Source organism: Loktanella sp. D2R18 (assembly GCF_003318235.1).
In the GTDB taxonomy this organism is placed as follows: domain Bacteria; phylum Pseudomonadota; class Alphaproteobacteria; order Rhodobacterales; family Rhodobacteraceae; genus Yoonia.
The window spans coordinates 35,739-50,450 of record NZ_QOCG01000005.1; the positions used below are offsets into that span (position 1 = coordinate 35,739).

Annotated in this window: 8 protein-coding genes; 4 read left to right on the top strand and 4 right to left on the bottom strand. The window is 53.1% G+C overall.

The features are described 5' to 3' along the window. Positions 1 to 69: 69 nt before the first annotated feature. Genes DS901_RS02600 through DS901_RS02615 form a run of 4 tightly spaced genes read left to right on the top strand, consistent with a single transcriptional unit; the run spans position 70 to position 6,430 of the window. Positions 70 to 2,589: a TerB N-terminal domain-containing protein gene (locus DS901_RS02600; protein WP_113775384.1), complete on the top strand. Its 2,520-nt coding sequence runs from the start codon at positions 70 to 72 to the stop codon at positions 2,587 to 2,589. Beyond that, positions 2,582 to 3,889, top strand: a complete 1,308-nt coding sequence (locus DS901_RS02605) for an ATP-binding protein (protein WP_113775385.1) — start codon at positions 2,582 to 2,584, stop codon at positions 3,887 to 3,889. The genes DS901_RS02600 and DS901_RS02605 overlap by 8 nt, the downstream gene beginning before the upstream one ends. Positions 3,890 to 3,898: 9 nt before the next feature. Beyond that, positions 3,899 to 6,115, top strand: a complete 2,217-nt coding sequence (locus tag DS901_RS02610; protein ID WP_113775386.1) for a DEAD/DEAH box helicase — start codon at positions 3,899 to 3,901, stop codon at positions 6,113 to 6,115. 48 nt (positions 6,116 to 6,163) lie between these two features. Next, complete coding sequence (locus DS901_RS02615) at positions 6,164 to 6,430, top strand: hypothetical protein (RefSeq protein WP_220150211.1); 267 nt, start codon at positions 6,164 to 6,166, stop codon at positions 6,428 to 6,430. Positions 6,431 to 6,554: 124 nt separating this feature from the next. Here the strand turns inward: DS901_RS02615 and DS901_RS02620 are convergent, their stop codons facing one another. The 4 genes from DS901_RS02620 to DS901_RS02640 all read right to left on the bottom strand — a co-directional run bounded on the left by DS901_RS02620 (position 6,555) and on the right by DS901_RS02640 (position 14,563). Next, positions 6,555 to 7,436 (bottom strand): hypothetical protein, encoded by an 882-nt coding sequence (locus DS901_RS02620; protein ID WP_113775387.1) that lies wholly within the window; start codon positions 7,434 to 7,436, stop codon positions 6,555 to 6,557. A 474-nt stretch (positions 7,437 to 7,910) separates the two neighbouring features. Next, positions 7,911 to 8,267 (bottom strand): hypothetical protein, encoded by a 357-nt coding sequence (locus DS901_RS02625; RefSeq protein WP_147249833.1) that lies wholly within the window; start codon positions 8,265 to 8,267, stop codon positions 7,911 to 7,913. A 4-nt stretch (positions 8,268 to 8,271) separates the two neighbouring features. Beyond that, complete coding sequence (locus DS901_RS02630; RefSeq protein WP_113775389.1) at positions 8,272 to 8,709, bottom strand: RHS repeat-associated core domain-containing protein; 438 nt, start codon at positions 8,707 to 8,709, stop codon at positions 8,272 to 8,274. Positions 8,710 to 9,187: 478 nt separating this feature from the next. Further along, positions 9,188 to 14,563 carry an RHS repeat-associated core domain-containing protein gene (locus tag DS901_RS02640; protein ID WP_113775391.1) on the bottom strand — a complete coding sequence of 1,792 codons (5,376 nt, stop codon included), beginning with the start codon at positions 14,561 to 14,563 and terminating at the stop codon, positions 9,188 to 9,190. Positions 14,564 to 14,712 lie beyond the last annotated feature (149 nt).

Below are 14,712 nucleotides of genomic sequence, written 5' to 3' on the forward strand. Positions count from 1 at the left end.
GCTATCTTAGCGATAGTGATTGCATCATAAATCCCGCGACTTAAGGTAAACCGTAAGAGGGTTTTGTTAATGTCATCAATTCTAAAGTTATTTCGAGTTATCTTTTTCTACGCGCTCTATATTTTGATGTGCATGCTTGTCGTAACCTTTGCGTTGCAAGGCTGGCCTATTGGCGGACAGATGCTTTTTGCGTTTGGGGTGCCGACCTTTTTGGTCTGGCGGCAAGAGCACAGAAGAGCACGCAAAGCGCACAGCAGCTTGGATACGGTTGAAGAAAGAAAGCTGCATGACGATTCATCCAGCACCGCGCCGCGTCTTTCTGATGAAAAAAACGTCCGCAAACCTCCGGTGAGTTCTGAAAAGCAAATCGCCGTTCCGTCACTGCCGCCCAAACCACCAAAACAGAATTACGCTGAAATTGTGCGTGCTGGCCAGACTGCGGCACCAGCGCTATCCGCAATAGCCGAGCGGTACGAGAACGCGCGGCCATCGTCTCGAAAGCCGCAATCGAATTCCCGCAAGAATGGCTGGGTACCTACCGCGGAGACAGCGACTGTTGCCGGACGCGATATCGGTGGGATGGTCTATGTCGGCACGCCGCCATTGCTCAATCATCATGGCTATCGCGACAAATGCAGGGCCTACATCGATCCGTCACTCTCTGTCGCAAGGGCAGGCGATGATAGGGCTGGGGAGGGCATGTCATACTGGCCTGGGTACTCTGATATTTCAGCGCGAGGCAGAGCGACCTATCTAGAATGGTTGGCAAGTGGCCGCTCTGACCCATCCTATGATACGGGCTATATGTTCTTGTATTTCTACGGATTAGAACGGCGATTTTTCGTCGATCAATCCAACGCTGATGCAAAGGATATCATCGCGGAAGTTCGGAGATTGATTTCTCTTTATCCTGAAAACCATTCGGTGAAGCGATACTTGGGTGAATTTCTTGATATCGCGACACTTGCCGAAACTGAGTTTGAGGCGCTGGAGCCAACCTTTGAACGCCAGGGGTGGGAGCTTCCTTTTTCGCTGAAATATGCGATTGGTGCGCGTCTGGATAAGGGAGAAAACCTGAGCGCAGACTGGGTTCTGAGCTGGTTGATGTGCCATCCAGAGAGCCATTTGCGCACGCCCGCTACGCGCTGCCGTGAAGAGTTCCTGGCGTTGTTCAAGATCCGGTTTGATGATCGCTTTCCAAACGGGCTGAAGGTCAGTAAGCCGCGCAAACACCTCAAAGCAACGTATCGCGCAGCCTCAAGCGAGTTCGAGGGGACACTCAATCCAACAGCCGATGGCAAACCCGTTCCTGATATCTCCGGATTGCGAAAGCCGGTCGAGATTGCGCAGGAAGTTGCAGATGAAGTCATAGACGACCTTGATAAGCTGAGCCGCTACCTTGGTCGGAACCCCGAGGGTCGAGGGAGCATAGAAGCGCATGCCCTCTTGCCACTAGATCTGTGGGCACTGTTCCCATCAACAGAAATGGAAGCGCTGAAAGAATGGTCGAGGGGGATCATGCAGAGCGGCGGGCTTGTTCCGCTGGCCGACGTGATCGAAAAGCTCGAAGGACAGCGCAGCACGAAAATTGGCAAGCGACAGCTAACAGGGGCAGCAGATGCTTTGGCGCGTCTTGGATTTGGGCTTGCACCTGACCCGCGCTTTGCGCTTCGTTCACCGAAACTGGAAGAGCCTGTGGTTTTGTTTGATCTCGGCGAGCAGATCGAAAAGCTGGAAGATGTTTCGGCAAGCTATCAAACAGCGTTGATGGAGTTGGCTCTTGCCTCGTTTGTTGCCCATGCTGACGGGCGTATCGCCGATGCTGAACGCAAAGCGTTGGAGGCTCAAATCGCATCTGTTGTGGGGCTGAGTGAGCGAGAGCGGCACCGCCTTCAGGCAAATATGGTATGGTTCCTTGCTGTGCCGCCTGACATGACGCTGCTGCGCCGCAAACTCAAAGATGTTGGTGTAGAAGACCAAAAGGCGATGCGTGCGGCCTTGGTGGGTGCGGCACACGCCGATGGTGTCATCCAATCCGAAGAAGTCGCTAGCATCGAAAAAGTGTACAAGGCACTGGGTCTTGATCCATCACTCGCCTATTCTGACCTTCACGCTGGAGAGATTGCAGACGCGCCACGCACTGTTCGTGCGGCCCAGCCGGGCAATTCTGGAGAGGCCATTCCTGAATTACAAAAGGCAACCGGGCCAGTGCTGGATGCATCACGGATTGCCGCCATCAGATCTGATACGGCGCGGGTGTCTTCTGTCCTTGGGCAGATATTTGAGGCCGAGGAAGTAGCAGAAGAGGGCAGGGACACCAAGGGTGCAACGCTGTTTGCTGGGTTAGATGCAAAACATGGGGCACTGCTGTTGGAGTTGGTGGGTCAAGAGAACTGGACCGAGGACGCATTCGAGCAGCTTTGCGGAAAGCATGCATTGATGCCGTCAGGTGCATTGGAGGCTATAAACGAATGGGCCTTTGACACACATGATGAAGCCTTGCTGGACGAATATGATGGATATGACGTGTCTCCCGAGATTGCGGATGCGATAAAACAAAAATTAGAAGGGGAGGGGCGTCATGTCTAAATTGAAGCCACGTGAACGCGATGCAATTGTTCAGGCTTTGCGGGCGGGGGTCGTGCCAAAGCTGGGCCTGCGTCATATTCAGGTAGGGCGCGTTCGTGAGATCGAAGAACTTGTGAAGGACATGGAACGCATCGCGGACGGCGGCTCAGCCATCCGTTTCGTTATCGGGGAGTATGGATCAGGCAAAACCTTCTTTATGAACCTGATCCGGTTGGTGGCTTTGGAAAAAGGGCTGGTGGTGATGTTCGCTGATCTTGCACCCGACCGGCGTATTCACGCGACAGGTGGGCAAGCACGCGGCCTCTACGCAGAGATGGCGCGCAATCTGTCAACGCGCACAAAGCCAGATGGTGGTGCTTTGGCCAGTGTGGTTGAGCGGTTTGTCAGCCAAGCGCACCGAGACGCCGAGGAAAAAGATGTGCCTACGGGCACCATCATTCGCGAGCGCTTGGGCCATTTTGAAGAACTCACTGGCGGTTTTGAATTTGCAGAGGTCATTCGCCGGTATTGGGAAGGTCATGAAAACGGGGATGACGAACTTAAGTCGGCAGCACTTCGTTGGCTGAGGGGAGAATTCGCAACCCGCACGGATGCGCGCAAAGCACTTGGCGTGCGCACGATTGTCGATGATGCGAGCGTTTACGATCATCTCAAGCTGATGTCGGCATTTGTGTGCGAGGCGGGTTACAAAGGGCTACTTGTCGGCCTTGATGAAATGGTGAACCTGTTCAAGCTGACATCGTCCCAAGCGCGCAATGCGAACTACGAGCAGATTCTTCGGATTCTGAACGACGTACTTCAGGGCAGTGCCGAGAATCTTGGGTTTCTCATGGGAGGCACGCCAGAGTTTTTGATGAACACGCGCCGTGGGCTTTATAGCTATGAAGCCTTGCAATCGCGGCTAGCGGAAAACACCTTCGCCCGCGATGGGCTCGTCGATTTGTCGGGCCCTGTTGTGCGGCTGGCCAGCCTGACGCCGGAAGATCTGTTTGTTCTGTTGGCCAATGTCAGACGCGTGATGCAGGACGATGAAACGGCTTTGCCTGATACAGCGCTTGAAGCCTTTATGAACCATTGCTCGGACCGGATTGGAGAGGCCTATTTCAGGACGCCGCGCAATACCGTCACTGCTTTTGTGAACTTGCTGTCAGTTCTGGAGCAAAACCCAGGTGTTGAATGGAGTGACCTAATCGAAAAGATCGACGTCTCAGAAGATCGAGGCGAAGACATGAGCGACGTGGAGGAAACGACTGGTGCTCAGCCAAGTGGTGACGACGATCTGATAAGCTTCAAACTCTGAGCCCTGAGGATGAGTAGCGCCTTTGATCAACTTGCCTGCCCTGTCCAGAAATGGATCAGACAGCAGGGGTGGCGTGAGCTGCGCGATATTCAGGCGCGCGCAATTCGGACCATTTATGAGAGTGAGAACGACCTCATCGTCGCGGCATCGACGGCCGGTGGTAAAACAGAGGCTGCATTTCTTCCATTGATCTCTCAGGTGCTGGATGCACCGGCAGAGGGTGGCGGTTTCGATGTGCTCTACATCGGACCACTCAAGGCGCTGATCACCGATCAGGCGGGGCGGCTCGAAGGCATCTGCCAAGAGGCGGAGCTTCCAGTGGTGCCATGGCATGGCGATGTGTCGCAATCGGTCAAAACGCGCGCTATGAAGAACCCCAAAGGGATTTTGCTGATCACGCCAGAGTCGCTTGAGGCGTTGTTCGTCCGTCGGGGCTTGGAGATTTCGCGCTTGTTCTGTGCAACTCGAGCTGTGGTGATCGATGAGTTGCATACTGTGCTCGATAGTGAGCGCGGGGTGCAATTGCGGTCCCAGCTGACACGTCTTGAGTTGGCGATCAAAAGGCCTATCCGCCGGATTGGACTATCTGCGACGCTTGGGGATATGGATCTCGCCCGCGCTTATCTGCGGCCTGACAATGCGGAACAGGTCACATTGATCGAGGCAGAGGGCGGAGAAGCGGAACTGAAACTCCAGCTGCGTGGATATCTTTCCGGTGGAGAAGACGACAACACCCCATCTGCCACAGACGCTGTCGCAGCGCATTTGTTCGAGCACCTACGGGGAAGCGATAATCTTGTGTTTGCAGGCGCCCGCCAACGTGTCGAGATCTATGCCGACCGGCTGCGTGATCTTTGCGAGCGAGAACATCTTCCCCAAGAGTTTTATCCGCACCATGCCAGCCTTTCACGCGATCACCGTGATTTTGTCGAACGCCGTCTGAAAGATAACAGCAAACCGACCACGGCTGTCTGCACATCTACTTTAGAGTTGGGTATCGATATCGGCGATGTAACCTGTGTGGCGCAAATTGGCGCACCTTTCACTGTCGCAGCCCTGCGGCAACGTTTGGGGCGTTCGGGGCGTCGGGAGGGTCAGCCAGCCATCCTCAGACAGTACGCTGTTGAAACGAGGCTCACTTCGGATAGCAGCTTTGTGGATCGTCTGAGGCTAGGGTTGGTAAGGTCAATCGCGATGATTGACCTGTTGTTGGATGGCTGGTGTGAACCACCCAAGCCGCAAGCGCTGCATCTGTCGACACTTGTCCATCAAATCCTTTCAGTGATCGCACAACGGGGAGGGGCCCCAGCCAGTATTCTATACAGCGTGCTGTGTCGCGAAGGCCCGTTTCGGCAAGTCACCACAGCAATGTTCACTGATGTGCTGCGCGCGCTCGGTCATCCTGAAACGGGTTTGATAGAGCAAACGGATGGGGGTTTGTTGCTCTTGGGCCAAAACGGAGAGCGACTAGTCGAACATTATAGTTTTTACGCGGTGTTCAAGACGCCCGAAGAATACCGACTGGTTTCAAACGGGCGGGATCTTGGGACATTGCCAATCGACAACATCCTCTCACCTGGGATGATGCTCATCTTCTCCGGACGCCGTTGGTTGGTTCAGGAAATCCATGATCGTGAGAAAGTTATCATGGTCAAACCCGCCAAAGCAGGTGTGCCGCCTGTGTTCGGCGGCGACCCGGGCGAGATCCATGACAAGGTAATCGCGCGCATGTTCGATGTGTTGGAAACTAATACCAAGCCCAACTACATGGATGCCAATTCGCTCGAAATGCTTGAGGAGGCGCGGCTGAACTATGCGCAGATGGGGTTTGCTAACGCGTCCCTAGTCAATTTGGGCGAAGAAACCTCAATCATCGCAACCCGAGTAGGGACAATAAAAACGACAACCTTGGCACTTGCGCTGAGAGGGTTTGGATTTTCTGTCGAACAATATAATGGCTTCTTACAGGTGGAAGCAGGTGACGAAAACTCGCCAATAATAGAAGTTCTAAAGAGGATTGGAGAAGGTGAAGAAGTTGATCTATTTGCAGGCGCTGGCAACCTGCTGACCGAGAAGTTTCACCCGTATTTGACTCGCGAATTGTTGGAGCTGGATGCGATTTCATCAAAAGTTGAGCCACAGCATCTTGTAAGGGTCGTCGCATACCTTGCTTCCAGCAAATATGGTGGGAAGTGGCAGGTAGGAACGAACATGGGACCCATATGACAAACTTAATATGGCTTATTCGCCAACTTATTATCAAAGAGGTATACTTTGACAGATCGTAGTGCGGTTTCTACAATTCGAGGCTACTTCTACCAGTTTGATCACTCGATCCTGAGCATTCTTGACCTCGTCGAAGCCAAAGAAAGCGTGTCGATTGAATGCATCGAAGACATCGATGTGCGAACAGCAACAGACACAACTGCTGTCCAATGCAAATACTACGAAAAAACCGAATATAATCATTCTGTTATCAAGCCAGCCATAATTTTCATGCTTTCGCATTTCAAAGAAGGTCTTACAGACGGTCAGGCGTAATCCTATGTCGGGTTTCGTACTTTTATGCCGATAGACCCCAAAGGCGGCGAATGGCAAATTCTCGCCCGCGCCGATGGTCTTGGTGCTTTTGGCATCAACGGCAGGGCAGGGAGGTTGACAGCTATCAGCTCCCCCCGTCATCCGGCAATTGCGCCCCGCCCGAGCGGTCCAATTTCAACAGATCGGTTCGATCCGGCGCGGGGCCCCAAGGCGTGCTGTAATGCCAGACAAACAATGCTTGTCGGCGGACATGACCCAGGGCCATATCGTCCCTCAGGAACGGGAACTCGATGCGGGATGGCAACGACGCAGGTGCATGCAGCCGCAACCGGGCCCGCGGATCACCTTCAACGTGCTCAAACGTTTCGACCACGGAATAGATCGACGCAGGGGGCGCGATGACCGGTGCCGCCACCACCCGAACCCGCGTGGTCAGGGTGACGTCGATCCCGCTCCCATCGTTGTACAAAGCCGTGATCGCCAAAAGATCACCGGCCAATATCGGGGATTGCGACACTTGATCCGGGTTGCGCAGATCACTGAGCCGCAACCCGACCGGGACGCCAAGCGATAACTGCGCCTGTGCTTCCACTTTGCCGTCGGGCAATGCGACCAACACGTCCTGCGCAGTGCCAGGGGCCGCCTTGGGAAAACGGCGAAAGCGGACATTGGCGATTCTGTCGGTGCCGAATTTATGGAGCAGATTGCTGGTCTGGTTCACCGGACCAAAGGCCAGATACAGGGCGCTGTCGCGGTTGTATTCCCGCCGATCCGCCGCTAATAGCCACAGCGGGGCATCCGGCACGGACTTTTGCGCTGTGGTGCCATCGATTGCAGTCTGAACGGCCTCGATAATGACGGTCAGCGATCCTTGCCAGTTTGGACCAATCTGCAATTGGCTGTCGTCAAGCGGGCCAAGCCGAATGCGCCATAACTGCCCTTTGTGATGGCGGCGGATGACATCCACATGCGCGCCAAAACCTTGCGATTTCCGACGCGCTTGCATGTAAGAGATTCACTCCGCCTCCCGGACGTGGTCCACTCAGGAAAAGTTCCAACAGCGCGTGAAATAGCAATGCGTCCGAAGCAGCCCGAAGCCTCGTCCGATGAGCTGTTCCGCAATTCGTTGAAAGCTATCTTGCCAGATTGCGGCGTTCATCCAAGTTCAGGCGGGGTAGCTGCGGCCCATATTTTAGCTCCATGCAATTCAATACCTTGTTAAAGAATTTGCACTTCGGTTGTGAATTCACCCGGCTACAAGTCGATGCCGCATAATAAGGTTTATGTTAAATAACTAACCAATGACGTTGCTACTATGGGGCAAATGCCCTACGTAAGATTGATCATACAATTACAGAAATGTGACGTCACATTCTAAACCGAGTTGCAAAAGATCCCCTATCTTGCTGGAAAGCTAGGAGAATGAACGCACTTAGTTAGTGTAGGATTTAACACTCACCTGAAGCAGACCCCGACCCAGTTAAATGTCCTCTGTTAGTTCAAAAATGAGCCCTTCGCCTTGACGAGGACCTGATTCTTTAAAGACAATCGTCGCATCTTTGTTAAAAACCACTTTTCCAATTTGAACCTTCTTTCCTGCAACATCAATTTCGCAAGGGAGAGCTTTGTCAGTCATCTTATAAACGAACCCTCTTGTGAAAAGTTGATTGAGGGCTTCAGCAGTCAAAGTAGATGCGAGTTTATCGGAGCTATTAGGGAAAACATCTTTTTGTGCTTCGACAACGCAGGCTTGAAACTCGCGTCGCTGGCCAGCGTCAAAAGCCAAAACAGACGAATCCGCTCCAATGACGCAAACACCAGATAACGTCATGTCCAATGGTTTACCTCCCCGGGTTCTGGAGCGCATACCCATAGACTGATGCCCCATCAACCAACCCCAGCGGGTCGGCTTGGATGTATCTTCCCAGCGTCGGATCGTAGTCGCGCATCCAGTTTTGGTGGAGGGCGGTTTCTGATTGGAACCACTGGCCTGGGAAGCGGAGGGTGCTGTTGTCTCCGGTGGAAGTTTGCACGCCGCCGAAGGGGAGGTAGGAGGCCTCCCAGACTTTGGTACCGAGCGTATCGGTTGCGAAGATTGGCCGTCCGATGTGATCGGTGCGCACGAAGTAGAGCGCGCCGCCTTCAACCACAGCCACAACCATGCCATCCGCCCAGATATACTCGCGGATCAGCGTGCTGGTGCCGAGGCTTTCATCATAGTCGTATTCCGCGATCCGGTTGCCCGACGCGTCTCGAACGGCGACGGAGCAGCACGCCATTCAGTTTCGAACTACCAACAAATACCCTTTATTTTCACCAACAAGAAAATAGTAGCTACATTTGCCCTCCCGGCAAATGTAGCTATCGACGCTTACCATCTCGTCCCGATAGAAAGAATACCCTAGGAGATGATCTGCTATTGTATCAGGCCAAACATGGTTCACCTCCCGTACAAAATAGATCTTATCTTGATTGCTTAGTCCAGATTTTAGAAAACCTGGACTTGCTGAGCTAGACATGCCTCCGTTTAATAACTCTATTTCCCGTAGGACACCGATATCACCGAATAGTACCCCTGCGCTGTCCCAATATTCGCGCGTATTTTTAGTATCCGCGAATATCGCATTTTCTATAAAGTGATCGATTGCATTGTTTAGCTGCAACCTCTGGGTCAGGGGTAGTATCACTACTAAATATACCATGGCAACGACGACAAAAATGCCACCGAACCACATAACGGATGTCCCGCGCATCAGCTTAAAAGGCACAACAACCGCTCCCATTCAAGGGCCAGCTACCCATTCGAACTCTGCGCTCCCTAAATAGACCAAGCATATAGTTTTGCCCTGTGTTTTCAGAAACATACATATTGGTTCTGTAATTATAACAGTTCGGACAATTCCATGTGATGTCAATATCATCGGTCCGCAACTCAAAGTTTCCAATCTTAACATTCCGTTCCCACCACCCCTGTGGGGCATCGCCAAATCGGCGCATATTATTGGAAATGTCTATGTCATCTGCACCGCCTGTAAGGCCGGGCAATGTTGGCAGAAGCCGATTTAGACAAATTTTATTTCTGATGCGGTCTTCGAAAAGCTCCTTTGCACCACTTATAGTATTAGGAAATCTACTATTAAAATAGTCATTATAATTCCTTGTGTTGTCATCATCTCTAGATCCAAATGGATTAAACTGGTCTCCCAATCCGGGTTCGCTTTGCTTCCCCGTCGGATCAGTATACCTCCCCGGGTTCTGCAGCGCGTAACCATACACACTTGCCCCATCGACCAGCCCCAGCGGGTCTGCTTGGATGTACCGCCCTGTTGTCGGATCATAATCGCGCATCCAGTTTTGGTGGAGGGCGGTTTCTGATTGGAACCATTGGCCGGGGAAGCGGAGTTCTGAGTTGTCCCCGGTGGATGTTAGCACGCCGCCGAAGGGGAGGTAGCTGGCCTCCCAGACTTTGGTCCCAGCATCATCGGTTGCGAAGATGGGCCGTCCGATGTGATCGGTCCGCACGAAGTAGAGCGCGCCGCCTTCAACCACAGCCACAACCATGCCATCCGCCCAGATATACTCGCGGAGCAGCGTGCTGGTGCCGAGGCTTTCATCATAGTCGTATTCCGCAATCCGGTTGCCCGCCGCGTCGTGCAGGGCGTGGATCGTCTCGCCCGTCTGCGTCAGGCGGCGGATGATCTGCTGGCCAAGGAAATTGTATTCATATTCGGCCTGAATCACCCCGTTGATCGCAAAGGACGACATGCGCCCTGCGTCATCGTAGTTATAGCCGTAGCCCGGCCCGCTGCGGTTGTCATAAGTGACATTGCCCGCATCATCATAGGTCAGCGTGCGGGTGCTGCCGGTGCTGGAACTGATGCTGCTCAGGCGGTTGCTGTCGATCGGATAGCTGTAGATATCCGTCGTGGTCGCCGCATCCGCATAAGACATCTGCTGCGTCCGGTTGCCGACCCCATCATAGAGCCAGTCCAGTTCCCCCCAAGCCCCATCAGCAGAGGCGAGGAATTCACGTGGGCTATAGTCAAAGAGCTCGTTTTGGGTCGGGTCAAGATTATCGGTGACCGTTTCAAGATTGTCCCGGTTGCTCCAACCATAGCTGACATCGCGCAGGGCGCTGCCAAGGAGCGTGTCGCTCAGCCCGGTCAGACGGTACGAGCTATCGTAGGTCGCGAGCAAGCTGCCCCCATCCCCATAGGTCGCGGTGTTGAGCGGCCCCATCGGTTTGTAGGTTATTGCGCTGATCACATCGACCGCCGCCGCGTGCGTTCCTGTGAGCGGGTCATAGCCCTGCCATTGCAGCCCGGTGATGTCCCCATCGAGATCATAGCTGAACAAAAGCTGCGATCCGCTGGGATAATCCATTTGCGTCACTTGCCCGCCTGCGTTGCTGGCGTATGTCGTGCTATAGGCAATCCCATCCACTTCGCGCAGGTCTTCAAAGAAGCCGCCGCGCAACGTGTCGTTGCTAAAGTCCGTCCGCCCCGTTTGGTCGGTCACATAGGCCAAGCCGCCAATGTTGTGCGGCTGTGCCGGGTCAGCGTGATAGGTGAATGTCTGGTCCAGCGTCGCATCAGACGAGTAGGTCTTGGCCGTCAGGCGTCCGCCGTCATCATAAGCGTAGTTGGTCACAATCCCGCGCCCATCCGTGGCTTGGGTGGTGAGGCCGCGGTTGTCGTGGACATAGGTCATGGTCCCACGGTCCGCGCTTGTCTCGCTGACCATCTCGCCAAAGCCGTTGAACGCAAAGCCCGTCTCGATCCCGCGTGGATCGGTGTAGCTGGTCATCTGATCGCTGTCGTCGTGATCCATCAGCGTGGTGTAGTTTGCCCGATCCACAACATCTGCCATCCGGTTCAGCGCGTCATAGGACATCGTTGTGGTCAGGCTGTCTGCGTCTGTGACCGTTGAAAGGTTATCTTCCACGTCATGGCTAAAGTCTGTGATCTGCCCGTTTGAGCCAACCGCCTGCAGGATACGCCCCAGCTCATCATACTGCGTCTCAGCCAGATAGCTGACAATCGCGCCCGCATCCGCGTATTCCGTTTTGATCACATTGCCCATGGCGTCGTAGTCAAAATCAATCGTTTCGCCCGATGGCGCGGTGGTCTGCACCAAGCGTCTGGCTTCATCATAGGTAAAGCCCCAAGACCGCCCCAGCGCATCAACTGACCCCGTCATTTGGCCAACGATGTCATAGCTATAGGTGGTGACCTCGTCCAAAACGCCCGGCTCAAACGTGGATGTTAGCAGACGTCCTGCCATATCGTAGCTAAGCGCCCATTCGAACCCTTGGTGATCGCGCACCAGCGTTGGCTGCCCAGAGGGGCCATATGCCAGCACCTCTTGCATCAGCCCATTGGCGTCGGTGGTGGTCAGCAGCTGCCCGCGCGTATTGTAGGTATAGGTGGTGACGTCGGTCACACCATCTGCAATCAAGCCCGGACCATCCAGTGAGGTCAGCACTTTTAGCCCAGAGGCCAGCGTTGTGTACGTATACGTCCATGTCCGCACAGCGCCCAGATCGGGGCTGCCTACCAGAACATCTGTCTGAGAATAGGTCAGCATCAACCCATCAGCGTCATAGGTGAATGTCTCCGACAGCTCAGACGTCGTGCGCGTCAATGGTTTGCGCAGATCAGACGCGGGCCACGTATAGGTCGTCACACGCGGGTTGATGCCATCCGCATCTTCGGTGCGCGTCAGAATACGACCCGCAGCATCACGCGTCAGAACCGTGCGCGCACCATTGCGCTCAATCGTCTCAAGCTTGCGGCCATTCGTGTCGTAAGTAGCGGTGGAATTTGATCCAAGACAGCTGACGGTGGAAATGCCCTCGACAGATACAAGACGGTCCTGGCCCGCAATCTCTTCAAAGGAATAGACAGTTTCTTTGCCCAATGGGTTGGTCGTTGTCACAGAATAACCATCCACCGTATCAACCGGTAGGCCAATCTGATGAAGATCTGCTCCGGCAAAATGCGTTGTGGAGATAGCCCGGCTTGTCGCTGTATCATACGCAAAAGTCGCGTAATCGTAGGGTTCGAATGGTTTCGGATAATCGCCAAAGATTTGAATCTCAGCCACTTGCAGATACTGATTGCTGTGTTCGATTGCAATGTACTGTACTGCGGCTAGCGAACTTAAATCATAGGTATGTACTGAACCATCGCTGCTTCCTGAAATCGGCGCAAAACGATGAAGTTCGCTATGGCTACCATCATAAATGACAACCTCTGCACCATCGAGGCGGTACCCAAGTTCGTATCGATCTTCTCTGTTCGTAATAACAACGTCTGTCAGGGAGCGCTCGACCCCCAGATCAACCTGGATGAACTCATCTGCGCCATTGTCAGTGACACCCAGGCTTGATGGATCCCCGTCAAGAACTTGCTCCGGGAAGTAACTCCCATAAACTGAACTTGAAGTCGCAGTGACAGCATCGTCGAATAGCGTAAAATCATAATCAACAAGACCCTCGGGGTAATCTCCGAATACTTGGATTTCAGAAACGTGTAAATATTGGTTACTATGCTCTATCGCGACATACCGTGTGGCACCCAGTGAGGTCAGATCATATGTATGTACCGTACCCTCAGTTGCCCCAGTAATAGGCGCAAAGCGGTGGATTTCATTATGACTTCCGTCGTAAATTACAACCTCGGCCCCATCGAGGCGCTCAGCGTCACTATCCCCCCTATTGGCAATCACAACTTCAGTCAGGGACAATTCAAAACCCAAATCAACCTGAATGAACTCATCTGGGCCATTGAGAGTATGTGCCCAGTTCTCCCCCCCTTTGATGCCATCAATTACTTTGTCTGCTGTACCACCCCAACCCGATGAACTTGATGTTGCCGTCACAACTTGAGAAAGCGCTCGAGTCAAATCGGTTTCACCAATTTGATATGTGTTATCGCTCAAGCGCCCGTCAGAAATGCCGATGAGGCGATCGAGGTCTGCTGTATCATAGCTAAATTCTTGCGTTGATAAGGACGTGCCCGATGCAATGTCTTGGACATCTGTCATCGTCATCAACAAGCTGTTGCTGGCAAGACTCGCCTCGCGGTAGCTGTAGTTGATCTGGATATCGGCGGCCAATGTTGCACCATCATAATCAGTATCGATGTTGATTTGCGTGACAACCGGCACAATCGCATTTGAGTTCAGCGTATCATTCCAAGTGAACTCGGCGCGTTGACCACGGTTATCGTGAACCACAACAGGTCTATCATTGAGGTCATAATCAACAGAAATCGCATAGCCATCAGGCCAACGTATTTCTGATAAGACCGCAACTTCAGGGTTTTTATCGCTGTAGAAATCTTTGCGGCCTGAACCGTGGGTCAAAACATGACGCCCCGCTTCGGCAACAACGGCGACCGCGAGCGTGTAATTGTGGTCAAGATCTGTTGGTGCCGCACTCGCACCCGTGAAATGCAGGATCGAACCATCCGCCAAATGCACCACGCGCGTATCGGTATCATAAATCTCGATTCGTTGCGACCAAATCGCAAACCAGTTGCGCCCCCAACCATCGTCGGATCTGTTGTATGAAGATAGACCTTCATCCCGGAAACGGCGCTCAAAATTAAACCGTGGATCAACAAATGACGTCCAATCACGGATCGTCTGGTGCTTTTGTCCTGTGGCAACGGAAACCGGATTACCTACTCCGAGTGGGTCCTCTTTCGATATAGGACATTGCATTGTGGTCGGGGGTGGTGTGCAGGCACCCAGACGAACATTCCAACCGTTATGCTCTGGTGGTTCACGATCGCAGTACTCATCTCCTCCAGCCGCTACGGTTCCAGCGGGAATAACACTTCCAAACCCGTCATGCTCGCCATGACAAAGGTACTCCGTCCCAGTTCGAATATCATTGGCAGAGAAATGCTCTTCAATATCGATATCGGTGATGCGCATATTTTGCGCTGACGATGGCCCCGCAATCCTCAAGCTTACTTCGCACTGCGCCCCAATCTCTTCGCGGTGAAAATAAGAGTTACTGCTACGCGAGAAAAACCCCGGACCGCCTTCTTGATCATGCGCAGTGGCAACTGTAGAAAATGACAAAGCAAGAGCGGTTAACAGCAGTCCAATAAAGCGACGCATCAGGTGAAACCTTTATATCCATAAAATTGTAGATTAAATGCAAATTGCAATCATGACGAACGTTAATCGCCAGCGTGCCCCTGTCAACTACAAATGTTAACGCTTAATCAACTGATTGTTGATCTCCCGAAAAACTGACAACACACGCG

What these genes read in the sequence shown, in the direction of transcription:
- DS901_RS02600 (WP_113775384.1), top strand. Translation starts at nt 70, where the DNA reads ATGTCATCAATTCTAAAGTTATTTCGAGTTATCTTTTTCTACGCGCTC.
- DS901_RS02630 (WP_113775389.1), bottom strand. Translation starts at nt 8,709, where the DNA reads ATGGCGTGCTGCTCCGTCGCCGTTCGAGACGCGTCGGGCAACCGGATC.
- DS901_RS02620 (WP_113775387.1), bottom strand. Translation starts at nt 7,436, where the DNA reads ATGCAAGCGCGTCGGAAATCGCAAGGTTTTGGCGCGCATGTGGATGTC.
- DS901_RS02640 (WP_113775391.1), bottom strand. Translation starts at nt 14,563, where the DNA reads ATGCGTCGCTTTATTGGACTGCTGTTAACCGCTCTTGCTTTGTCATTT.
- DS901_RS02610 (WP_113775386.1), top strand. Translation starts at nt 3,899, where the DNA reads ATGAGTAGCGCCTTTGATCAACTTGCCTGCCCTGTCCAGAAATGGATC.
- DS901_RS02605 (WP_113775385.1), top strand. Translation starts at nt 2,582, where the DNA reads ATGTCTAAATTGAAGCCACGTGAACGCGATGCAATTGTTCAGGCTTTG.